This window comes from Ochrobactrum sp. XJ1 (assembly GCF_024701725.1).
GTDB lineage: Bacteria > Pseudomonadota > Alphaproteobacteria > Rhizobiales > Rhizobiaceae > Brucella > Brucella anthropi.
Window position 1 is genome coordinate 136,914 of record NZ_VDGD01000002.1, and the last position, 23,069, is coordinate 159,982.

Here is a 23,069-nt window from a genome sequence, read left to right on the forward strand (position 1 = left end):
CCCCAAACCCTTCAAGAATGCTTGAAACCGCTTAATAATCTTGAAACTGGGACAGGAAGGCCACAGTTTCTCCGATATTGGCGCCTCTCCTGCGCGAACATCCGAGCCGCAACTTTTCGCAATCTGTCGCGGGTACTGGCAATTTGCGGGCTTTTCCGCCATATAGACGCTAATTGTCCCATAGGCTTTATCGACCAAAGCCACAGGAAAACGGAACCACGATAGTTATGGCCACCAAGGCAGCCTTCGCCAAGATGAACGGGCTCGGCAATCAGATCATCGTTGCCGACATGCGCGGTCGCGCGGACCGGATAACGCCTGAAGCTGCGATCCGTCTTGCAGGCGACAGCGAAACCGCCTTCGATCAGATCATGGCGATCCACGATCCGCGCACGGCGGGAACCGACAACTATATTGCGATCATCAATTGCGACGGCACGGAAGCGCAGGCTTGCGGCAACGGCACACGCTGCGTCGTTCAGGCGCTGGCCGCCGAGACCGGTCGGCAGGCCTTTACTTTTGAGACCCGCGCCGGAATTCTGACCGCGACCGAACACGAAGACGGCCTGATATCAGTCGATATGGGCAAGCCGCGCTTCGATTGGCAGGACATTCCGCTTGCCGAGGAATTTCGCGATACGCGCATGATCGAACTGCAGGTCGGCCCCATCGACGCGCCGGTTCTGCATTCGCCGTCGGTTGCATCCATGGGCAACCCGCATGCAATCTTCTGGGTCGACCGTGATGTCTGGTCCTATGAGCTGGAAAAATTCGGACCGCTTCTGGAACATCATCCGATCTTTCCGGAGCGCGCCAATATCTCCATAGCCCATGTCACCTCGCCCGAGACAATGGATCTGCGCACATGGGAGCGCGGTGCAGGTCTGACCCGCGCCTGTGGTTCCGCCGCCTGCGCCGCCGCCGTATCGGCAGTGCGCACGCGCCGCACCGGGCGCACAGTCACTGTCAATGTTCCTGGTGGCCCGCTCAAGATCGAATGGCGCGACGACGATCATGTCATGATGACCGGCCCCGCCGAATGGGAATTTTCAGGCACTTTCGATCCTGCAACCGGCGAATGGAGCCGCGACGCCCAGAATGACAAGCCAACTGACAGGGGTGCAGCCTGATGTCGGTGGAAGTCGTAACATTCGGATGCCGTCTCAACACCTATGAATCAGAGGTGATGAAACGCGAAGCCGATGCCGCCGGACTTGGCGAATTGAAGGATGGCGCGATCATCTTCAACACCTGCGCCGTGACGGCGGAAGCCGTGCGACAGGCGCGTCAGGCGATCCGCAAGGCACGCCGCGAAAACCCGGAAGCGCGCATCATCGTCACCGGCTGCGCCGCACAGACCGAAGCGGACAATTTTGCCGCCATGGACGAAGTCGACCTCATTCTTGGCAATGAGGAAAAACTGAAATCCAATTCCTACCGGATGCTGCCGGATTTCGGCGTCAACCAGTTCGAAAAGGTACGCGTCAACGACATTATGGAAGTGCGCGAAACCGCAAGCCATATGGTCGATGCCATCGAAGGTCGCGCGCGCGCTTTCGTGCAGGTGCAGAATGGCTGCGATCATCGCTGCACCTTCTGCATCATTCCTTATGGTCGTGGTAATTCCCGCTCCGTTCCGATGGGCGCGGTGGTGGATCAGGTCAAGCGCCTTGTCGGCAACGGTTATGCCGAAGTGGTGCTGACCGGCGTGGACATGACCTCCTACGGTCCCGATCTTCCGGGAAGCCTGCGTCTCGGCAAGCTGGTGAAGACTGTTCTCAACCAGGTGCCGGATTTGCGGCGCCTGCGTCTTTCCTCCATCGATTCCATCGAAGCCGATGACGATCTGATGGATGCGATTGCCAATGAAAAGCGCCTGATGCCTCATCTGCATCTGTCGCTACAGGCGGGCGACGACATGATCCTGAAGCGCATGAAGCGCCGCCACTTACGCGACGATTCGATCCGCTTCTGCGAAACAGTACGTGGGCTTCGTCCTGACATCGTCTTCGGCGCGGACATCATCGCCGGTTTCCCCACCGAAACCGAAGACATGTTCCGGAATTCGCTGAAGATCGTCGAGGAATGCGGACTGTCCCACCTGCACGTCTTCCCCTACAGCGCACGCGAAGGCACCCCCGCCGCCCGTATGCCGCAGGTGCGGCGCGAAATCGTCAAGGAACGTGCGGCACGCCTGCGCGCGGAAGGCGACCGCGCTTATGAAAAACACCTCGGCGCGCTGAATGGCACCTTGCAGCGCCTTCTCGTCGAGAAGGAAGGTATTGCGCGCACCGAAGGCTTTACACTGGCATCGGTGGACAGCGGTGCACCGGGCGAAATCATCGAACGTATCGTGACAGGGCATGACGGTGAAAAACTCCTCACCCGTCAGGCAGAGCCGCAAGCGGCTTAAAGCTTAAGGGCATCAGATTTCATGGCAATGGGTTTCATCAAGAAAATGTTCTCCTTCGGCAAGAAGGAGGTCGAAGAAAAACCAGTCGAACAACCGGCTCCCGATGCCGTGGAAACGGCTTTAGAAACACAACTTCCTGAAACCGTCGAAGCGCCCAAAGAAATCGAAACAGCCGTCGTTGAAGTGGTCGTTTCCGAACCGGAAGTGCCAGTGATCGCCAGCGAGCCTGAGCCGATTGATGCGCCTGCGTCTGAAACGGTTGAGGAAGAAAAGACTGAACCGGAGCATCCGGTTGCCGAGATCGAAATCCCGATTGAACAGCCTCCGGTGATGGAACCAATCGCGGTCGAAGCACCTGCGCCAGAGCCTGCTATTGAACCCGTTGTCGAACCCGAGTCGGAACCTGCTGTCGAACTCGAACAGCCCGAAGTCGCAAAAGCTCCTGATGCACCTGTGGTAGAGGAAGCGGTCGAACCTGCACCTCAGCCGGAACCAGTGAAGCCCAAGAAGGTCAAAGTCGCCAAGGCCGTCGAGGAACATAAGGAAGAAGCGCCGGTTGAGGCAGCGCCTGAGCCAAAGCTGTCCTGGTTCGAGCGTCTGCGTCGCGGCCTGCTCCGTTCATCGAATTCATTGAGCGAATCCATCGGCGGCATTTTCACCAAGCGCAAGCTCGATGATGACACGCTGCAGGATCTCGAAGACGTGCTGATCCAGGCTGATCTCGGGCTTGAAACCGCCATGCGCGTGACCGATGCACTTGCCTCGGGTCGCTACGGCAAGGACGTGACGGGCGAGGAAGTGCGCACCATCATGGGCGCGGAAATCGAAAAGGTTCTAGGCCCGGTGGCAAAGCCGCTGGAGCTTGACCTGTCACACAAGCCGCATGTCATCCTCGTGGTCGGCGTCAACGGCACCGGCAAAACCACCACCATCGGCAAGCTTGCCGCAAAGCTTACCGCAGGCGGCCTCAAGGTCATGCTGGCGGCAGGCGACACATTCCGCGCAGCAGCAATCGAGCAGTTGCATATCTGGGGCGAACGCACCGGTTCGCCGGTCGTGTCCTCCAAGCTCGGCGCCGATGCGGCAGGGCTTGCCTATGATGCATGGGAAAAGGCCAAGGAAGCCGGCAGCGACGTCCTTATCATCGATACGGCAGGACGGTTGCAGAACAAGGCCGAACTGATGGACGAGCTTGCAAAGATCGTGCGCGTGCTGGGCAAGCATGATCCGGAAGCACCGCATACGGTGCTGCAGACACTTGATGCCACCACCGGCCAGAATGCCCTTAATCAGGTCGAAATCTTCAAGAATATTGCCGGTGTCAACGGTCTGGTCATGACCAAGCTTGACGGCACGGCACGGGGCGGCATTCTTGTCGCCATCTCGGCCAAGCATAAACTGCCGATCTATTTCATCGGCGTCGGCGAAGGTGTCGACGATCTGGAACCCTTTGCGGCCAAGGATTTTGCCCGCGCCATCGCAGGAGTTGCCTGATGGAGCATCCCGTTTTCGAACGCGATCCGTCACAGAAAAGCGAAGCCGAACGCCGAGAAGTCCCGCCGCTGCTCAAGCTGGCGCTGGAACTGGGACCGCTTCTGGTGTTCTTCTTTGCCAATGCGCGTGGCGAAATGCTGATCGAGCGTTTTCCGGTGCTGGCGTCCATCGGCGCACCGATCTTTCTGGCAACGGCACTATTCATGGGCGCGACCGTAATCGCGCTCGCCATTTCATGGACAATGACGCGCACCCTGCCCATCATGCCGCTTGTCTCCGGCATCGTCGTGCTGGTGTTCGGAGCGCTGACGCTCTGGCTGCACAACGAAACCTTCATCAAGATGAAGCCCACCATCGTCAACACGCTGTTTGGTGCGATCCTGCTCGGCGGGCTCTTCTTCGGCAAGTCCCTGCTCGGCTATGTGTTTGATTCGGCCTTCCGTCTCGATGCCGAAGGCTGGCGAAAACTGACGCTGCGTTGGGGGCTGTTCTTCATCTTCCTCGCCGTGGTCAACGAGGTTGTCTGGCGGAATTTCACGACCGATGCCTGGGTATCGTTCAAGGTGTGGGGCATTATGCCCATCACCATTGTCTTCACGCTTTTACAAATGCCGCTTATCCAGAAGCATTCACTGACGGAAGACAACAAGACCGCATCATAACGGGAGGACAGACACCATGAACGGGATCGCAGCACGGCTTGAAATCGAACAGTTCATCTGCCGCAGCGACAATTACGGCGTCCTCATCCACGATCCCCAAAGTGCACTGACAGCATCCATCGATGCGCCCGATGCAGCGGCGATCGAGGCCGCGCTGAAACGGCGCGGCTGGACGCTCGATTTCATCTTCACAACGCATCACCATCTCGATCACGTCGAGGGCAATGATGCGCTGAAGGCGAAATACGGCGTCAGCATCATCGGCCCCAAGGCCGAAGAAACAAAGATTCCCGGCATCGACCGCACGGTGAAGGACGGGGACGAATTCACCTTCGGTCTCTTCCGGGTGAAGGTCATCGCGACGCCCGGCCATACGGCGGGCGAAGTGTCCTATTACCTTCCCGATGCGAAAGCCGTCTTCACGGGTGATACACTGTTCGCTCTCGGCTGCGGACGGCTTTTCGAGGGAACGCCGCTCACCATGTTCCAGTCATTGCAGAAGCTGGTTGCGCTTCCCGGCGACACGGCGGTTTATTGCGGCCACGAATATACCGAAAGCAATGCCCGCTTTGCGCTGACCATCGACCCGGCCAATTCCGCACTCAAGGAGCGCGCCGCCGAGATCGCGCGGCTTCGTGCCGCCGATCGCATGACATTGCCGTCAAGCATCGCGCTTGAAATGGCGACCAATCCCTTCCTGCGCTGGCATGATGCAGGCATTCGCAGCCGCCTCGGCCTGCAGGATGCACCCGACGAAGCCGTGTTTGCCGAAATCCGAAAGCGTAAGGATATGTTCTGACATATGCTATTGCTATTTGAGAGCGCGAATCGTTCCACAGTTCGAGGATAGAAGAATGACGGTGTTTTCCCGTTTCAAGATTGCAGGCTGCGCCGTTTTCCTCGGCCTTTTCCCCATTGGCCTTTCTCTTTTCGCCGTGCCCGTTTCCACAAGCGTCGCGTTTGCCGACGACCTGCTTGATGTCGCACCGAAGCAGACGCCTGCCGAAATCAACAATTTCAAGCTGAGCGAAGATTTCCTGTCGCGCATGGAAAAAGTGCAGGAACAGCTGGGTGGCATGGAACTTTCAGCGACCGAAGAAGAAGGACAGGATGCCACGCCTTCCTTCGACAAGATGGTGAAGAGCGTCGAATCCCGTCCGCAGGTCGTGGAAGTGCTCAAGGCCCAGAACATCACGCCGTCCGATTATATCCTCGGCTATTTCGCCCTGATGAGCAGCCTTGCAGCAGCTGATGCCGAAAGCGAGCCGCAGTTGGTTGATGAGTTGAAGGACATCAATCCCGAGCACCTCGCTTTTGGCAAGCAATATAGCGAACGCATCCGCGTTCTGATCGGCGAGTAACACGGCTCGAAGGAAGAGACACGAACCGGCGGTTTCGCCGGTTCTTTTGTTTTATCGCACCGGTTGCCTCAGAAGCCGCAAAGCATTGATTGTCACAAGAACGGTGGCACCGGTATCGGCCAGAATTGCGGGCCAGAGGCCTGTAATACCCAGCACGGTGGTCACCAGAAAGACAGCCTTCAATCCGAGCGCTATGGCAATATTCTGATGGATATTACGCATGGTTCGCTTGGAAAGGTCGACCATCGCTGCCACATCGCCAACCCGGCCATGCAGAACCGCAGCGTCGGCTGTTTCCAGCGCCACGTCGGTGCCGCCACCCATGGCGATGCCGACATCGGCGGCAGCAAGTGCTGGTGCATCGTTGATGCCATCGCCGACCTTGGCGACGATTAGACCTTCTTTACGCAACTCGCCGACAATACGCTGCTTATCTTCCGGCAGAAGCTCAGCCCGCACTTCGATCCCAAGATCGCGTCCGATTGCTTCCGCCGTGCGGCGATTGTCACCGGTCAGCATGACGGTGCGAATATTGGCCGCTTTCAATTCCTGCAAACCGGCAATGGCATCAGCGCGCGGTTCATCACGCATGGCGATTGCACCGGCAATCTTGCCATTAGCGACAAGGACAGAAACGGTCTTGCCTTCGTCGTTGCAGGCGGCAATGCGGCTCGCCAGTGCATCCGGAATGGCCGCAATATCATTGGCGGCGCGGCGCGACCCCAGAAACAGGTCCATTTCGCCAACCGCCCCAGACACACCCTTGCCGCCATGAGCCTTGCCCTGCGTGATGACAGACAGTTTCAGGCTGCGCTGTTCTGCAGCACCGACAATCGCCAGCGCCAGCGGATGGCTTGAGCCCGCATCCAGAGACGCGGCAAGACGCAGCACTTCATCCTCGGACAAGTCGCCTGCAAGAACATCTGTCACCTTCGGCTTGCCTTCGGTCAGCGTGCCGGTCTTGTCGAAACAGGCCGCCGTGATCTTGCCGATGGTTTCCAGCACAGCGCCCCCCTTCATGAGAAGGCCGCGCCGGGCACCCGACGACAGAGCCGCTGCAATTGCAGCGGGCGTGGAAATGACCAGCGCACAGGGGCAACCGATCAGAAGGATCGCAAGACCCTTGTAAACCCATTCATTCCAGTCACCACCCGCAACAAGCGGCGGCAGAATGGCGACGAGCGCCGCCACAACCACAACGCCCGGCGTGTAATAGGTCGAGAAACGATTGATGAAACGTTCGGTCGGCGCCTTGGCTTCCTGCGCTTCCTCGACCAGCCGCACAACCCGGGCGATGGTATTGTCCTGCGCGGCAGCCGTGACCCGGACCCGCAACACACCATCACCATTGATCGTGCCAGCAAAAACCGTGTCGCCTTCGGCCTTCCCGACCGGGGTGCTTTCACCAGTAACCGGCGCTTCATCGACAGCGCTCTCGCCCGTCAGGATTTCACCATCCGCAGGCATACGGTCGCCGGGGCGCACGGAAATCACATCGCCGACCGCCAGACTGTCGGCGGCAACTTCCGTGGTCGCACCATTTCTCTCAAGGAAGGCAGTCTTCGGCACCAGCGCAGTCAGGGATTGAATGCTGGCACGCGCCTTACCTGCAGCAACGCCTTCCAGAAGCTCACCGACCAGAAACAGAAAAACGACGGCTGCAGCTTCCTCGGTTGCGCCGATAAACATTGCGCCGATGGCGGCAATCGTCATCAGCATCTCGATGGAGAATGGCGTGCCGTTGATGGCCGCCATATAGGCACGCTTGGCAATCGGCACGAGACCGATCAGCATCGCAGCCGTGAAGGCCCAAAGCGCGATGGACGGATAAAGATGTCCGACAATATAGGCCGCGACCAGCCCGCCGCCACAGGCCAGCATCATCTGGCCCTTTTTCGAACGCCACCACGGCTGTGGCTTTGTCGGCCCGGTCGCCTTTGGTGCAGAACCGGCACCGGGGACAACGGTTTTGGCAAGGGCAGTCTTGTAGCCCAGCGCCGTCACTTTGCCCGCGATTTCGTCGCTCTTCGCCGTTCCATCATGATTGACGGTCATTGCGCCATTGGTCACGGAAACGGACACATCCGTCACGCCGGACAGGCGCCGTACGGCAGTATCGATCTTGGCCGCACAGGATGCACAATCCATGCCATCGACCTGAAAGCGGAAACTGTTGGAGGTTACGGCAATAACCTCGTCGTGGGCTTCATGATTGTGTTCATGGGCGTGATCGTGATGATCATGATGGCCGCCGCACGCACTGTGGTCGTGGTCGTGGTCGTGGTCGTGGTCGTGGTCGTGGCGAGAATGATCGTGCGAATGCTCATGCTTCGCCAGAGCTTTTTCCTTGACGGTTTTTTCGGGGGCCATCGGCTCCACACCATAGCCGAGGCTGCGCACCTTGCTTGCGATCTTGTCGAGATCGCCTGTTCCATCATGGCTGACGGTCATCGTGCCTGCCGTGACAGAGACGGACACATCCTCGATACCGCGCACGCGCCGCACGGCAGTATCGATCTTGGTTGCGCAGGATGCGCAATCCATACCGTCGATGCGAAAGCGAATCTGGTTCAATGTTTCACTCATGATCTGCTCTTTTCAGCACTGCTCTTGAATTGTGTTGAGCAAGGTCTACATCCTCTAGTGACTAGAGGAGCAAGCGGAAAATGATCATGAATGTATCGATCGGAGAAGCATCAAAAGCGAGCGGCGTCAAAGTGCCGACGATTCGTTATTACGAGCAGATCGGCCTGCTACCCTCACCGCCGCGCACTGATGGCAATCGCCGCCTCTATGACCGGCAGGATGTCCAGCGGCTGCTTTTCATTCGCCACGCACGCGATCTGGGTTTCGAGGTAGATGCGATCCGCACGCTTCTTGATCTTCAGGATAATCCCGACCAGTCATGTTCGGCGGCCGACGCCATTGCACGCGCACGCTTGAGCGATGTCGAACACCGCATCGCAAAACTGCTATCGCTTAAAACCGAATTGCAGCGCATGCTGGAATGCACTGCACATGGCCGCATCGACCAGTGCCGCGTGATCGAAATCCTCGGCAACCATGAGGAATGCGTGCACCCGAAGCATTAACTGGGACCGGCTGCCGGTCAGTTCACCTTGGAAAAACGGGTGGCTTCGATCTTGAGCGTGCCGATCTGCGTGCCGATTCGCGCCACGACGGGCGCATAGATGCCCGAATTGCCGAGCGATGCGAAGGAAATCGTGATCCGGCTGCGATTGCTCAGATAATCGATAGCCTTCTTGCCCTTCTGATATCCGGAAATCGGAACGAACTTTGCCGAGCAGACGACCGATTCGCCGGTAAAGCCGTCGGTCGTGAACGATTCGGTGCCATTGAAGGAAAGCTTGATCTCCGCGCGGGTCTGACCGTCGAAAACGCTCAGCGACCGGTCACAGACCGCCCGACCGCTCTTTGCAGGTATCATGAGCGCGCTCAGCGGATCGCTCACATTGAGAAGGTCCTGCGGTGATGTTTCCACCCACGGGTCACGCTTTTTCACCGGAGGCTGGTTTTCCGCCGCGACGACATTGCCATTGGCGAAGCGGATCGTCGTGCTCTTGTTCTTGCGGCCATGCTTATAGGCGAGATCGAAGCTCTTCGGCACGACCTTGCCCCCAACGGCGCTCCCGGTAACGTGCACGGTACCGTCCGTATCGTCGAACACACGCGCCAGACCGGAAGTCAGAAAACGGCCATTGAGATTGTAATTGGCGCCATTGACCGTGGTTTCTATGGCAGACCGCGCAATCGAAAGTCCGAAAATGGAAATATCGTATTCGGTCCGATAAAGATCGTTGGCCCTGGCCGGCCCGCTAGCAATCGTTAATCCCGCAAAGATCAGGCCCGTAAAGGTCAACACACCATAATGCGCCAGCCGCTGCCAGACGGGCTTCAACTCATGCGACGGTTCGATCATGCGCGCATTCCTTTCGCTAAAGCACGTCGTGGAAGAGAGAGACCGTTTTCCATAAAGACATGCGTAAAGACAAAAACTCAAAGCAAATTCGCTTTATCCTATCTTGCGACCTGTTTTTCGCCTGGTCGTCTCCTGATGGTTTTCAACCACATTGAAACGCCCAAAAGTTGCGTGGGATTCTTCGATACAGTATCTGTGTAAGCCAAGCAAAACTGGCGAAGTTATGATCGCAAGCTTTCGTGAAGACCGTGCGAAAGCCGGAAAACCGCGTCTTTGCGCGATGGATACGGAATCTCACTTGACTGCAACGGCTGCTGTCACTATAGAAACGCGACTTTCCCAATAGGCCGCCTGTCCGAGATCGCGCGCCAGCAGCATCAAACTGCGTTGATTGCTTGAATTCGGACATTCGGGTCGGGGCCTGAAGAACGTAATTGAAGGTGAGACCAAAATGTCCCGCGCTTGTGAATTGACCGGCAAGTCGGTCCAGTACGGCAACAATGTCAGCCACGCGAACAACAAGACGCGTCGCCGCTTTCTGCCGAACCTCTGCAATGTTACGCTGATGTCCGAAACGCTCGGCCAGAGCTATCGCCTGCGCGTTTCCGCCAACGCTCTGCGTTCGGTTGAACATCGCGGCGGTCTCGATGCGTTCCTCGTCAAGTCTGACGACAAGGAACTTTCGCAGCGCGCTCGCCTGCTGAAGCGTCAGATCGCAAAGAAGCAGGCTGAAGCAGCAGTCGCTGCCTAAGCTTCCGGCCAAAAATTTCGACAAAAAAGGCCGGCTTTTGTCGGCCTTTTTTGCTGGTTCCATCACCCAGGATAAAAAAATGTCAATCGAGACACCTTCTTATTCCCGGCTTATGCCTGCGATACTGGCAATGTGCGTGGCGGTTGCCGCGTCGAACATACTTGTCCAATATCCATTCCAGCATTTTGGCCTCGGTGAAGTGCTGACCTACGGCGCCTTCACCTACCCCATCGCCTTTCTGGTCAATGACCTGACGAATCGCCGCTTCGGCCCCGCTGCCGCGCGCAAGGTCGTCTATGCCGGTTTCGTGCTTGGCGTCATCATGTCGGTCTGGCTCGCCACGCCGCGTATCGCGATTGCCTCCGGCTCCGCTTTCCTTCTCGCACAGCTGATGGACATCACAGTCTTCGACCGCCTGCGTCGCAAGACCTGGTGGAAGGCTCCCTTTGCTGCCGCCATGTTCGGTTCGGTGCTCGATACAATCCTGTTCTTCTCGATTGCCTTCGCAGCCGGCTTCGCCTGGATCGACAAGCTGACCGGAATGCCCGATTCGTCGCTTGCCGAACCAGCATCCTTCCTCGGCCTTGGCGTGCCGCTCTGGGCATCGCTTGCTTTCGGCGACTTCTTCGTGAAGGTCATTATGGGAACGCTGATGCTAATCCCCTATGGCGCAATCCTCGCCGTCTTTGCCCCGACGCTTTACGCGCCAAACCGGACAAACGCTGGCTGATATTCTCGAGGATTCACGATCCGTTGAACGCAACGAAAACCGGTTTTCCTCAATAAATATCCCCTGTATGAACCGCTCTCCGACAGACCGCAGGTTTTTCCTGCGGTCTTTCTTTATCGGAACGGATTTCTATATTACGTATAGAAAGCAAAAGACGCCTGAAATTATTCAAGCGTCGGCTTTCCTATTTCGGTTTGACTATATTTATATTTAGGTAAGGATTGATTAGATGTCCTTGAATAAGGAAAAACTTCCACTCGTCATTGTTACCGGCGCAAGCTCGGGCATTGGCCTTGCCACTGCAAAAATGTTTGCCCATCGCGGTCATCCATTGTTGCTTCTGGCGCGCCGCCTGGACGCGATGGAAAAGCTCAACCTGCCAGACACGCTCTGCAAATCCGTCGACGTCACTGACCGGAAGGCGCTTGTGGCAGCCGTCCGGGAAGCCGAAGCCAAGTTCGGTCCTGCCGATGCTATCATCAATAATGCCGGTGTGATGTTGCTGGGTGAAGTGAACAAGCAGAACCCGGATGAATGGGACCGGATGCTGGAGGTCAATGTCAAAGGCCTTCTCAACGGCATTCATGCTGTCTCGGCTGGCATGGCTGCGCGCAAGCACGGCACAATCATCAACATCAGCTCGGTGGCTGGCCGCAAGACCTTCGCCAATCATGTCGCCTATGTTGGCACGAAGTTCGCCGTGCACGGCATGTCGGAAAACCTGCGCGAAGAACTTTCGCCACATAATGTCCGTGTCGTGACGATCGCGCCGGGCGCCGTGGAAACGGAACTTCTGAGCCATACCAGCGACGCCGGTATCAAGGCCGGTTACGAAGCATGGAAGAAAGAAATGGGCGCGCCTGTGCTTTCAGCCGACGATGTGGCTCGCGCCATTCTCTAAACCTATGAACAGCCCCAGGGCGTGTGCATACGCGAAATCGTTCTGGCTGCAACCAAACAGCAGGCATGAAAAAGGGCGCTTCAAGCGCCCTTTTTCATGCCTGATTTTTATCGTCCGCCAGCGTGGCGCTGTCCCCTGCCCGAGGCTGCAGCACCCTGCTCCTCGAACAGCGAGGCGAGCTGCTCCGTCATCGCGCCTGCCAGTTCTTCCGCATCAACGATGGTGACGGCACGCTGATAATAGCGCGTGACATCATGGCCGATACCGATTGCAATCAACTCCACCGGAGAGCGTGTTTCGATCTCTTCAATCACGGCGCGCAGATGGCGTTCGAGATAGTTGCCCGGATTGACGGAAAGCGTCGAATCGTCGACGGGAGCGCCGTCCGAGATCATCATCAGGATCTTGCGTTGCTCGGGACGCGCCAGCAGCCGCTGATGCGCCCAGATCAGCGCCTCACCGTCGATATTTTCCTTGAGCAGGCCTTCGCGCATCATCAAGCCGAGATTGCGCCGTGCCCGCCGCCAGGGCGCATCGGCGCTCTTGTAGACGATATGGCGCAGATCATTGAGGCGACCCGGATTGGCAGGCTTGCCGCGTCCAAGCCACGCTTCGCGTGACTGGCCACCCTTCCACGCCTTGGTGGTGAAACCGAGAATCTCCACCTTCACGCCGCAACGCTCCAGCGTGCGGGCCAGAATGTCCGCGCAAGTCGCGGCGACCGTGATCGGACGACCACGCATGGAGCCGGAATTGTCCAGAACCAGCGTCACGACCGTATCGCGAAAATCCGTATCGCGCTCCTGCTTATAGGAAAGCGGCTGCGTCGGATCAATGACGATGCGCACCAGACGGGCCGAATCGAGATAGCCCTCTTCCAGATCGAAATCCCAGGAGCGATTCTGCTGCGCCATCAGGCGGCGCTGCAAGCGGTTGGCCAGACGCCCCACCACGCCCTGCAGATTGGCAAGCTGCTTGTCGAGGAAGCTGCGAAGGCGGTCTAGTTCCGCCTCGTCGCAAAGATCAACCGCTTCAACCTCTTCATCGAACTCTCGCGTGAAGACCTTGTAGTCGACATGTTCGGCAAAATTGGCAAAAGGCTGGTTCGGACGGCGTGTATCGCCCGGCGTTTCCGCGTCGATATCGTCGCTGTCATCCATGTCGTCGGCAGAAGCATCGGCGGCATCCATTTCGCCCTGCTCGCCTTCATCGCTCGAACTGTCGGATTCTTCGCTTTCAGCGGAATCGGAACCTTCCTGGCTCTCGTCGCCACCTTCCTCGTTCTCGTCGGAATCCGGCGTCTGCTCGTCGTTCTGCTCTTCTTCGTCGCTCGGTTCTTCCTGCGACAGCTCCTCCGCCATATCCATGGAGGCGAGCATGTCACGCACCGTGCGCGCAAAGGCCTGCTGGTCTTCGAGATTGTCGCCAAGCCGCGCAATGTCGGCTGCGGCCTTCTGCTCGATCCACTCGCGCCACAGCTCGAGCACCTGTCCGGCTTCGGCAGGGGCGGACCGTCCGGTCAGCTTTTCACGCAGCAGAAGCGATACGGCTTCCTCAAGCGGCGCATCTTCCTTGGCGGTAACTGCGGAGAAATTGGCTTTCGAATATTTGTCCGCAAGCATGGTGGTGAGATTATCCGCCATGCCTGCCATGGCGCGGGCGCCGATGGCTTCTACGCGCGCCTGCTCGACAGCGTCGTAAATCGCGCGCGCCTGCTTTCCTTCCGGGGCAAGGGCCGCGTGAATGCGCGGATTGTGACGTGCCTGACGCAGCGCCATGGAATCGCCGAGGCCACGGGTGACGGCGATATCGTGCGCAGTCGGGCGCTTCGGCAGATCGGGAAGACGGGCGCGATTGGCGCTCAACGCCGGGCGGTCGTTGGTGAACGCCACTTCCAGCTCATGCTCACCGGAAATGGCACGGACACAAGCCGTTAGAGCGCGCTTGAATGGTTCGGAATCCACCGGCCCCGGTTTACGCTCGCGCGAATTATCGCCTATTCCTGACTTCTGGCCCGACATATGCCTATCCTGACTTCGCTTTCAAGCAAGGGCGAAGCTCATCGCCCCCGCATCAGACAGTGCGCTGCCGCCGGACATGCTCAGGCGGCAGGCTTCTTCCGCATCAAGCGAGAACGATATTCGCTGCCGATTCGGGCAGCTCTACGCCGAAAGCGCGCTGATAGAACTCGGCCACGATCGGGCGTTCCAGTTCGTCGCACTTGTTGAGGAAGGTCAGGCGGAAGGCAAAGCCGACATCGTTGAAGATCGCGGCGTTTTCGGACCATGTGATGACCGTACGCGGGCTCATGACGGTCGAGAGATCGCCATTGATGAAGGCCTGACGGGTCATGTCGGCCACGCGCACCATCTTGTTCACAATCTCGCGGCCTTCGGCATTCTGGTAATGCTTGGCCTTGGCGAGAACGATATTCACTTCATTGTCGTGCGGCAGATAGTTCAGCGTCGTCACGATGGACCAGCGGTCCATCTGCGCCTGGTTGATCTGCTGGGTGCCGTGATAGAGGCCGGTCGTGTCACCGAGGCCGACGGTGTTGGCAGTGGCGAACAGACGGAAAGCCGGATGCGGATGGATAACGCGGCTCTGGTCGAGCAGGGTCAGACGGCCCGAAGTTTCCAGAATGCGCTGGATCACGAACATCACGTCCGGACGACCCGCATCATATTCGTCGAAAACGAGAGCCACATTGTGCTGATAGGCCCAGGGCAGGATGCCGTCCTTGAATTCGGTGACCTGCATGCCGTCTTTCACGACGATGGCATCCTTGCCGACGAGATCGATACGGCTGACATGGCTGTCGAGGTTGACGCGCACACAAGGCCAGTTGAGGCGGGCTGCGACCTGTTCAATATGGGTCGACTTGCCGGTGCCGTGATAACCGGAAACCATCACGCGGCGGTTATAGGCAAAGCCTGCAAGGATCGCGAGCGTCGTCTGACGGTCGAAAAGATAATCCGGATCAAGCTCCGGCACATAGGAATCGCCTGCCGCATAGGCTGGCACCGTCATGTCGGAATCGATCCCGAACACTTCGCGCACCGAAACCGTTGTATCCGGCAAATTGGCTATATCCCGCTCAACCTTGTTCATCATGCCTCCAGAGCGGCAGGCAGCGACCGGCCGCGAATTAATACCGGCAAGCTACCGACCGGCAACTTTCACCCGTGGGCATGTTTTTCCGGCGAGCCGGACGGTATGCCCCTTCCGTAATTCGTTGCGGGCATCCGTGCTTGCGTCCACGCAATCGCGCGGCAGAAGAATGTCCGTCGGAGCTGTCGGCGACAGCCCCATAGTCGGCCTTTCAGACCCAAACAGGCTTTAGCAAAAACCTGCCTGCTTGAGCAATTGATAAGCCTGAATAACATCGCGAAATCTTTCTTCCGATCCGCGATCACCACCATTCGCATCGGGATGGTGCTGTTTTACCAGCTCTTTATAGCGCGCCTTGATCTTATCGCCAGTCGAATTTGGTTCAAGACCGAGTGTCGCCAGCGCCTTTATCTCGAGCGTACGCGGCTTGCGCTGCGCTTTCTGGCCCGGCGCATGTCCCTTGGCTTCCTTGAAAAGGTTGAAGGGATCGCGGATGCGGTTGTGATAGGAAGCCGAACCGGAACGTACCTTCGCCATGTCCGGCGACGTGCGCGGCTTGGCGGTGGAGTTCGCCGTCGTCGACCATGTCGGCCTATGACCCGTGATCGCATCCTTCTGGAATTTCGCGATATCGCCATCCGAAAGACCAGAGAAGTAATTGAAATTCTTGTTATATTCCCGCACGTGATCAACACAGAAGCGGAAATATTCACCTTCGCGCATGCGTCCGACAGGCGCGCGATGCGTGCCTGGCTTGTCGCACCCGTCCCACTGGCAGCAAGGCCCCGAAGCCTTCGCTTCCGCGGTCTTCTTGGGCTTGATGCGGATACTGTCGAAAAATTTTGAGTTCGTTGTCATCGAATCGAATTATGCGGATTATGAGTTGCTGAACAAGAATTGACATTTCGTCCGGTCTGGCTTTTGGCCATTTCAACTGGGCGAAATTTTGAAGCAGGTTGCTTTCCTGTGCGGATTTGCCCCACCTTTTGCTGCCGAAGCAACGTTATATGAGGCACAGCGTCTATATGGGGAGAAGTGGTCCAAATGTCCATTCACAATAGCAAACAAAGCGCGATGGAAGCGAAACTGACCACGGCTTTCGCTCCCGAACGGCTTGAAGTCATTAATGAAAGCCATCTCCACGCCGGGCATCATCATGAAGAGCGCGGACATCATGAAGTCTATGACGGCACCGGCGAAACACACTTTCGCATCCGTATCGTTGCCCAAGCTTTTGACGGAATGAGTCGCATTCAGCGCCACCGCGCCATTAATGAACTTTTGAAGGAAGAACTGGATAGCGGCGTCCATGCACTTGCACTGGAGCCTTCCGCTCCTGGCGAAGCAACACGGCGCTGAGCAGCTTCACGACTACCCATCACTTGGCATCCGGCCTCGACATGACGTCCCAGACGGGAACGTCTCTTCCCCTGATCAGATCCGGCGTAAACCATGGTCTATATTACAAAGGCGCCCTTTCGGGCGCCTTTGTAATATAGACCAGATAGATCGAACTTTGCGGAGAAAAGAAATTCCAGGATAGTATCTAGTGCAAGTACCAATAGACCAGGACTGTATTTCTCTAATTATAAAGTAGGCCGTAGGCGATTTTCTCCGTAGTTTTCGTATCCAAACATAAGTCATATATAATGAATGCTACCGGATTATTAGCAACCTTATTGTTGCGAAAAACAATTTTATAGAAGCGTATATTCTCAATAATTTCAAATGAATTTTTTTCTATTACTAGTAGTTGTATCCGAGATATATTAGACTAGAATAATATTATAGTATTATGTCGTTTTATTATTACTTATATTTAATACTGAAACGCGCACAAGAAATCGGAAAAAACAACGCCAGCCCGGCCAGATTTTCCGGCCGAAAACTGGCTTTAATCTGGGATTAAAATATTCAGAAACAAAGTGTTAGGTGGAAACTGCTCCCGTGATAGCTTTCAGCGCGGCAGCGCGGCAACTATGGGCGCAGGCTTTCCATCGGCATCAAGTGGCACGATGCGCAGCCGTGTCAGGCGATTCTTTTCCTTCTTCAGGACGGAAAAGCGCTTCCCGTAAAAGGTGAAAGCCTGTTTCACTTCGGGAATGGTCTGGGTCTCATGAATGACCAGACCGGCAATCGTTGTCGCTTCCTCATCCGGCAAAGACCAGTCAAGCGCGCGGTTAATATCGCGAATCGGCAGCGATCCGTCGACAATCACCGAACCATCCGGCTGCAGGCGGACACCCTGGATTTCGATGTCGTGTTCGTCGGCAATATCGCCGACGATTTCTTCCAGAATATCTTCAAGCGTCACCAGCCCCTGCACGTCACCATACTCGTCGACGACGATGGCAATATGCGCCTTCCGGCGGAGAAACGCGTCGAGCTGGTCCTGCAACGTGGTCGTGTCGGGCACGAACCACGGCTTGCGCGCGACCTTCATGATGTCGATGCGCTTGAAATCATTGTCGACGTCGTAAAGCGCGCGCAGCAGGTCCTTGGTGTGGATAATGCCGACAATATTATCGATATCGTCGCGCCAGAGCGGCATACGTGTATGCGGGCTGGCCAGAATATCGCGCACGATCTCATCCGCCGGAGCATCGGCATTGACGGTGCCCATCGAGGTTCGGTGCACCATGACGTCGCTGACTTCCAGCTCCTTGAGGTCGAGCAGGCCGCCCAGCTGGTCACGATCTTCCTTGATGAGCGACTTGTCGCGATGCAGCACCTCGACCGCGCCGCGCAATTCCTCCTGCGGGCTCAACATGGACCGACCGGCGGCAAGATTGATGCCGCAAAGCTTCAAGATCGCGCGCACAATGCGGTTCACCGCACTGGAAATCGGTCCGAGGATCAGGACGACCAGCGACACGCCGCGTGCAACGGCAAGCGAAAACCGGTCTGGACCGGAAATCGCCCAGGATTTCGGCAGCACTTCCGCGAAGATGACCAGAATGACCGTCATTGCCAGCGTGGCATAAGCAACGCCCGCATCGCCGAACAGGTTCAAAAAGATGCTGGTGGCAATGGAGGACGCCAGAATATTGGCGAGGTTGTTGCCGATCAGAAGCGCACCGATCAGCCGGTCGCGGCGACTGATGAGGCGCTGGACCAACCCTGCCCGCTCGTCGCCATTATGTTCGAGCGTGTGCATCCGGGCTCGAGACGCCGCCGTCAGCGCCGTTTCGGACCCGGAAAAGAATGCTGAGAGAATGACGCAGAGCAGGATGATGCCGCACATAACCCAGAGCTCGAAAGCCATCCGCCTTATCCTCTTATTTCGTTTCCAGACGTTCTTTCAAAAATTCCAGCACGGCGGCCGGTGGCACGTCCTTGGCAATAAAGGACTGGCCGATGCCGCGCGTCAGGATGAAGGTGAGCGCACCACGCGCCACTTTCTTGTCCTGCGCAATATAATCCATCAGCTTTTCCGCCGGTGGCAACCCGCCCGGAACATCCGACAGCCTGTATGGCAGCCCGACGGCTTTCAGATGCGCCTCAACGCGCTCCGCATCCTCGATGCCGCACAGGTTCATCTTGACCGAGAAGCGATGGGCCAGCGCCATGCCGATAGCGACACCTTCACCATGCACAAGACGGGTCGAATCGTAGCCCGTTGCCGTTTCCAGCGCGTGGCCGAAAGTATGGCCGAGATTGAGAAGCGCCCGGTCACCGGTTTCGCGCTCGTCGCGCGCAACAACGGCTGCCTTGCAGCGGCAGGATTCAGCGATGGCTTGCGTCCGTGCCGCCCCGCCGGAGAAGACCTCCTGCCAGTTCTGTTCCAGCCATTCAAAAAAGTCCGGACGGTCGATCAGACCATATTTTGCAACTTCGGCATAACCGGCGCGGAATTCACGCGGGCTCAGCGTGTCGAGAACCTCCGTATCGGCCAGAACCAGCTGCGGCTGATAAAAGACACCGACGAGATTTTTACCGTGTGCCGTGTTGATCCCGGTCTTGCCACCGACCGAGGAATCCACCTGCGACAGGAGCGAGGTCGGCATCTGAACGAAATTCATACCACGCCGCACGATACCGGCGACGAAGCCCGAAAGATCGCCAACCACACCGCCGCCAAATGCCACGACCGCGTCGCCGCGCTCCAGCCGCGCCGCCAGTACGGCATTGGTGACGGTTTCCAGCGTACCGAAGGATTTGGACTTTTCGCCCGGCGCAACAATCACCGGCGTCACATCGATACTGGCCTTGGCGAAGCTTGCTGTCAGGCGCTCCAGATGAGCCTTGGCAACATTTTCGTCCGTCACCACCGCCACGCGCACGCCTTTCAGACGCTTCGCCAACTCCTCGCCTGCACGATCCACCAGCCCCTTGCCGATCAGAATATCGTAGGAGCGGTCGCCAAGCGACACGGGAACAGTCGTAACATCCTGGGCGATGGAAGGCGCGTTCATGCGTAGTCTCCAATACATGCGGCGAAGACATCGGCGGCTTGTTCTACCGGACCGATTATGCCTCTAATCTTTCAAGATGATCCGCCAGAACATCGAGCAGTTCCGCAGCGATCACTTCCTTCTTGTCATCCCGCGTCATCAGCTGAAGGTCGGCCAGTGCATAGACAGGATAACGTTCATTCATCAGCCGCAGCATGACGCCGCGCGGATCGCTGTTTTTCAGCAGCGGGCGGTTCTGGCGGCGCGATACGCGCTCCATCAGAATATCGATTTCCGCATTGAGCCAGACGGAAACACCTGCACGACCGATTGCCGTGCGTGTTTCGGCATTCATATAGGCCCCGCCGCCGGTGGCCAGAACCATCGGTCCGTCTTCGAGCAGGCGCATGATGACGCGACGTTCGAGATCGCGGAACTCGACCTCGCCATATGCTTCAAACAATTCAGGAATGGTCATGCGGGAAACCGCTTCGATCTCCGTATCGGCATCGCGAAACGGCAGGCCGAGCAAGGCTGCAGCCTTGCGTCCGACGGTGGATTTGCCTGCACCCATCAGCCCCACGAGCACCACGACTTTCGAACCGAGAAGATCGCGGATCAGCTCCGCTTTCTCATGTAGATTGTTTTGTTTTGTCGTGCTGCTCATTGACCTCGTCCATTTGCTCCGGTTCCACATGAAAAACAGGACGACGTCAATTGCTTTGATTGGTTTTCAGGGCGTGCATGGCCGCAAGCAAGGCTTTTTTGCATGATTGGGCTCTTGTCTCCTCTTTCATTCCTTCTCCTTGCTTTCATTCCTCCTCCTTGCTTTCGTCCCCCCTCCTTGCTTTCGTCCCAATGCCACAGCATAAAAGATGGATGCCTACGCTAACGCGCCTCGTTCTCTTTCTCGCCCTTGTCGCCGCCGTCGTTTATGGCGCGATGTATACACTTGCCAATTTCGTTGAGCCGGACACACGCGAGATCACCGTCGAAATACCGGCTTCGAAGCTGAAACCGGTCACGATTGCGCCTCCGCCAGCTCCCGCAGCCGAGCTTGCCCCTGCGGAGACCGCCGATACGGCGCCCCAATCGCCGCAGACACCGCAGGAATGACAATGCGCGCATCGCTGGCGATCGAGAACTTTCTGGAAATGATGAGCGCCGAACGCGGCGCGGCGGAAAACACGCTTGAATCCTACCGGCGCGATCTTGAGGCGGTGGCAGAGGCGCTGTCGGCCCGAGGCGTCAATCTTGCCGAAGCGGGTGCGGACCATATTCGCAGCGCCATTGATGCCATGGCAACGGAAGGTTTTGCCGCGACATCGCAAGCCCGGCGTCTGTCGGCGCTACGCCAGTTCTTCCGCTTTCTCTATTCGGAAGGTTATCGGCAGGACGATCCAACCGGTACGGTCGATGCGCCGAAAAAGCAGAAGCCTTTGCCGAAAATCATGAGCGTTGAGAACGTCACAAAACTACTCGACCGCGCAGCACTTGAAACCAGCGAAGAAGCGGAACCGGCAGAGCGCTTCAAGGCGCTGCGCCTTCACGCTCTCATTGAAACACTTTATGCCACTGGCATGCGCGTTTCCGAACTTGTTGGTCTGCCGGTCGGCGTCGCGCGCACCGACCACCGCTTCCTACTGGTTCGCGGCAAGGGCTCCAAGGAACGCATGGTCCCGCTTTCGCCCAAGGCACGTGAGGCGTTGCAGCGCTTTCTCGCCTTGCGGGATTCCCTGCCTGGCAGCGACGACAATCCGTGGCTTTTTCCGGCTTTTTCGGAAAGCGGCCACCTGGCGCGCCAGGTTTTTGCACGCGAACTGAAAGGGCTTGCCGCGCGGGCGGGATTGTCGGCGGCAGCCGTTTCACCGCACGTGCTCCGCCATGCCTTTGCCAGCCATCTGCTGCAGAACGGTGCCGATCTGCGTACCGTGCAGCAATTGCTCGGCCACGCCGACATTTCAACGACGCAAATCTATACGCATGTGCTGGAGGAAAGACTGCATAAGCTTGTCAGCGAGCATCATCCGCTTGCCGATTAGCCTCTGTCCGGTTATGAGAAAGTCGAAAATTTGCAAGATGAGCCAGTAGTGAATATGTAAAGCGCCGTAAAACAGCCTTTTTCAGGCTCGCAATAGCGCTAATCCCTTTGGAAAAAGCACGAACAGTCAGGCCCGATGTACAACTATCTCGACTTTGAAAAACCCGTCGCCGACCTTGAAGGCCAGATTCTTGAGCTCAAGAAGCTCGCGCAGGAACAAGGCAGCGTCGAGATGAGCGACGAGATTCGTCGCCTCGAGAAGCGTTCGGCCGATGCGCTGAAGGACATCTATCGCAAGCTGACCCCGTGGCAGAAGACACAGATCGCCCGCCATCCGGACCGTCCGCATTGCCTGGAATATATTGACCGGCTGTTCACCGAATTCACTCCGCTCGCCGGTGACCGCAAGTTTGCCAATGACGAAGCTCTCCAGACTGGTTTTGGCCGCTTCAACGGTCAGGCCGTTGCGATCATCGGGCAGGAAAAAGGCTCTGACACCAAGACGCGCCTGAAGCACAATTTCGGCTCGGCCCGTCCGGAAGGCTATCGCAAGGCCGTCCGCATCATGGAAATGGCAGACCGTTTCCAACTGCCGCTCATCACTTTCGTCGACACGGCAGGCGCCTATCCGGGTGTCAGCGCCGAAGAACGCGGCCAGGCTGAAGCCATTGCGCGCTCGACGGCAGAATGCCTCCGGCTGCGCGTCCCGGTCATCTCGATCATCATCGGTGAAGGCGGTTCGGGTGGCGCAATCGCCATCGCCGTTGCAAACCGCGTCTATATGCTTGAGCATTCAATCTATTCGGTGATCTCGCCCGAAGGTGCTGCGTCGATCCTCTGGCACGATTCCACCCGCGCCAAGGATGCCGCCTCAAGCATGCGTATCACCGCACAGGACCTGTTTGACCTGAAGGTCATTGACGGTGTCATTCCTGAACCTATGGGTGGTGCGCATCGCGGCAAGGAAGCCGTCATCGATGCAGCTGGCGATATCATCACAGCATCGCTGCGCTCGATGAAGGATATCGACGGCGAAACGCTGAAACAGGAACGCCGCCAGAAATTCCTCGAAATCGGTCGCAACATCTGATTTTCACCGCGAATTGGAGCGCATCCCGAAAAGTGTAATACGGTTTTCGGAGTAAGATGCGCGGTTCAGAACAAAAAGAAGACCCGTCCGGGAGGCCTCGCGCCTCCCGGATTTGCATCATGCTGCAAATTCGGCCATATTGCCGACGCGCTGGATTTCAAAGCATGTCGCGGAAAAGTGG

Annotated in this window: 22 protein-coding genes and 1 pseudogene; 14 read left to right on the forward strand and 9 right to left on the reverse strand. The window is 57.4% G+C overall.

Annotated features, from left to right (window positions below; translation table 11 throughout):
• Window positions 1–227 precede the first annotated feature (227 nt).
• From dapF to FG152_RS03505, 6 genes are read left to right on the forward strand one after another with little or no spacing between them, the layout of a single operon-like run.
• The gene (dapF, locus tag FG152_RS03480; protein WP_029929664.1) at window positions 228–1,130 is read left to right on the forward strand and encodes a diaminopimelate epimerase; all 903 of its coding nucleotides are present in this window, start codon (window positions 228–230) and stop codon (window positions 1,128–1,130) included.
• Window positions 1,130–2,413, forward strand: a complete 1,284-nt coding sequence (gene mtaB / locus FG152_RS03485; protein ID WP_010657599.1) for a tRNA (N(6)-L-threonylcarbamoyladenosine(37)-C(2))-methylthiotransferase MtaB — start codon at window positions 1,130–1,132, stop codon at window positions 2,411–2,413. The genes dapF and mtaB overlap by 1 nt, the downstream gene beginning before the upstream one ends.
• A 21-nt stretch (window positions 2,414–2,434) precedes the next feature.
• The gene (gene ftsY / locus FG152_RS03490; protein WP_029929662.1) at window positions 2,435–3,907 is read left to right on the forward strand and encodes a signal recognition particle-docking protein FtsY; all 1,473 of its coding nucleotides are present in this window, start codon (window positions 2,435–2,437) and stop codon (window positions 3,905–3,907) included.
• Window positions 3,907–4,569, forward strand: a complete 663-nt coding sequence (locus FG152_RS03495; protein ID WP_498985283.1) for a septation protein A — start codon at window positions 3,907–3,909, stop codon at window positions 4,567–4,569. Before ftsY ends, FG152_RS03495 begins: the two co-directional genes overlap by 1 nt.
• 16 nt (window positions 4,570–4,585) lie before the next feature.
• Window positions 4,586–5,368: a hydroxyacylglutathione hydrolase gene (gloB, locus tag FG152_RS03500; protein ID WP_029929659.1), complete on the forward strand. Its 783-nt coding sequence runs from the start codon at window positions 4,586–4,588 to the stop codon at window positions 5,366–5,368.
• 55 nt (window positions 5,369–5,423) lie between these two features.
• On the forward strand, window positions 5,424–5,930 hold the full coding sequence (locus FG152_RS03505; RefSeq protein ID WP_029929656.1) for a hypothetical protein: 507 nt from the start codon (window positions 5,424–5,426) through the stop codon (window positions 5,928–5,930).
• 51 nt (window positions 5,931–5,981) lie between these two features.
• Here the strand turns inward: FG152_RS03505 and FG152_RS03510 are convergent, their stop codons facing one another.
• Complete coding sequence (locus tag FG152_RS03510) at window positions 5,982–8,516, reverse strand: heavy metal translocating P-type ATPase (RefSeq protein WP_151664575.1); 2,535 nt, start codon at window positions 8,514–8,516, stop codon at window positions 5,982–5,984.
• Between the two features lie 80 nt (window positions 8,517–8,596).
• On the opposite strand from FG152_RS03510, the gene FG152_RS03515 reads away from it, so the two are divergent.
• Window positions 8,597–9,022 carry a MerR family transcriptional regulator gene (locus FG152_RS03515; protein ID WP_012091121.1) on the forward strand — a complete coding sequence of 142 codons (426 nt, stop codon included), beginning with the start codon at window positions 8,597–8,599 and terminating at the stop codon, window positions 9,020–9,022.
• Window positions 9,023–9,039: 17 nt separating this feature from the next.
• Here FG152_RS03515 and FG152_RS03520 read toward each other — a convergent pair whose 3' ends face one another.
• On the reverse strand, window positions 9,040–9,870 hold the full coding sequence (locus FG152_RS03520) for a DUF3108 domain-containing protein (RefSeq protein WP_498985286.1): 831 nt from the start codon (window positions 9,868–9,870) through the stop codon (window positions 9,040–9,042).
• Window positions 9,871–10,321: 451 nt separating this feature from the next.
• Here FG152_RS03520 and rpmB point away from each other — a divergent pair, with 451 nt between their 5' ends.
• From rpmB to FG152_RS03535, 3 genes and pseudogenes are all read left to right on the forward strand, one after another.
• The gene (rpmB, locus tag FG152_RS03525) at window positions 10,322–10,621 is read left to right on the forward strand and encodes a 50S ribosomal protein L28 (RefSeq protein ID WP_010657607.1); all 300 of its coding nucleotides are present in this window, start codon (window positions 10,322–10,324) and stop codon (window positions 10,619–10,621) included.
• A 79-nt stretch (window positions 10,622–10,700) separates the two neighbouring features.
• The gene (locus FG152_RS03530) at window positions 10,701–11,351 is read left to right on the forward strand and encodes a queuosine precursor transporter (RefSeq protein ID WP_029929650.1); all 651 of its coding nucleotides are present in this window, start codon (window positions 10,701–10,703) and stop codon (window positions 11,349–11,351) included.
• Window positions 11,352–11,580: 229 nt separating this feature from the next.
• A pseudogene (locus tag FG152_RS03535) lies at window positions 11,581–12,321 on the forward strand (SDR family oxidoreductase).
• Between the two features lie 38 nt (window positions 12,322–12,359).
• Here the strand turns inward: FG152_RS03535 and cobT are convergent.
• The 4 genes from cobT to FG152_RS03555 form a co-directional block, all read right to left on the reverse strand.
• Window positions 12,360–14,273 (reverse strand): cobaltochelatase subunit CobT, encoded by a 1,914-nt coding sequence (cobT, locus tag FG152_RS03540; protein ID WP_029929646.1) that lies wholly within the window; start codon window positions 14,271–14,273, stop codon window positions 12,360–12,362.
• A 103-nt stretch (window positions 14,274–14,376) separates the two neighbouring features.
• Window positions 14,377–15,363, reverse strand: a complete 987-nt coding sequence (cobS, locus tag FG152_RS03545; RefSeq protein ID WP_010657611.1) for a cobaltochelatase subunit CobS — start codon at window positions 15,361–15,363, stop codon at window positions 14,377–14,379.
• 228 nt (window positions 15,364–15,591) lie between these two features.
• Window positions 15,592–16,221, reverse strand: coding sequence for a J domain-containing protein (locus tag FG152_RS03550; protein WP_010657612.1), 630 nt, complete (start codon window positions 16,219–16,221; stop codon window positions 15,592–15,594).
• A complete protein-coding gene (locus FG152_RS03555; protein ID WP_080514313.1) occupies window positions 16,218–16,415 on the reverse strand; it encodes a hypothetical protein in 198 nt (65 codons plus the stop codon). Before FG152_RS03555 ends, FG152_RS03550 begins: the two co-directional genes overlap by 4 nt.
• On the opposite strand from FG152_RS03555, the gene FG152_RS03560 reads away from it, so the two are divergent.
• Complete coding sequence (locus FG152_RS03560) at window positions 16,408–16,722, forward strand: BolA family protein (protein ID WP_029929644.1); 315 nt, start codon at window positions 16,408–16,410, stop codon at window positions 16,720–16,722. The genes FG152_RS03555 and FG152_RS03560 overlap by 8 nt on opposite strands.
• Window positions 16,723–17,320: 598 nt before the next feature.
• Here FG152_RS03560 and FG152_RS03565 read toward each other — a convergent pair.
• The 3 genes from FG152_RS03565 to FG152_RS03575 are packed head-to-tail and all read right to left on the reverse strand — an operon-like array spanning window position 17,321 to window position 20,424.
• The gene (locus tag FG152_RS03565; protein WP_010657614.1) at window positions 17,321–18,628 is read right to left on the reverse strand and encodes an HlyC/CorC family transporter; all 1,308 of its coding nucleotides are present in this window, start codon (window positions 18,626–18,628) and stop codon (window positions 17,321–17,323) included.
• 13 nt (window positions 18,629–18,641) lie between these two features.
• The gene (aroB, locus tag FG152_RS03570) at window positions 18,642–19,778 is read right to left on the reverse strand and encodes a 3-dehydroquinate synthase (protein ID WP_010657615.1); all 1,137 of its coding nucleotides are present in this window, start codon (window positions 19,776–19,778) and stop codon (window positions 18,642–18,644) included.
• Between the two features lie 55 nt (window positions 19,779–19,833).
• Complete coding sequence (locus FG152_RS03575; protein WP_029929641.1) at window positions 19,834–20,424, reverse strand: shikimate kinase; 591 nt, start codon at window positions 20,422–20,424, stop codon at window positions 19,834–19,836.
• 212 nt (window positions 20,425–20,636) lie between these two features.
• On the opposite strand from FG152_RS03575, the gene FG152_RS03580 reads away from it, so the two are divergent.
• The 3 genes from FG152_RS03580 to FG152_RS03590 all read left to right on the forward strand — a co-directional run bounded on the left by FG152_RS03580 (window position 20,637) and on the right by FG152_RS03590 (window position 22,888).
• Window positions 20,637–20,873: a hypothetical protein gene (locus FG152_RS03580; RefSeq protein ID WP_010657617.1), complete on the forward strand. Its 237-nt coding sequence runs from the start codon at window positions 20,637–20,639 to the stop codon at window positions 20,871–20,873.
• 2 nt (window positions 20,874–20,875) lie between these two features.
• Window positions 20,876–21,799, forward strand: coding sequence for a site-specific tyrosine recombinase XerD (gene xerD / locus FG152_RS03585; RefSeq protein WP_010657618.1), 924 nt, complete (start codon window positions 20,876–20,878; stop codon window positions 21,797–21,799).
• A gap of 135 nt (window positions 21,800–21,934) precedes the next feature.
• Window positions 21,935–22,888 carry an acetyl-CoA carboxylase carboxyltransferase subunit alpha gene (locus tag FG152_RS03590; RefSeq protein ID WP_010657619.1) on the forward strand — a complete coding sequence of 318 codons (954 nt, stop codon included), beginning with the start codon at window positions 21,935–21,937 and terminating at the stop codon, window positions 22,886–22,888.
• Window positions 22,889–23,069 lie beyond the last annotated feature (181 nt).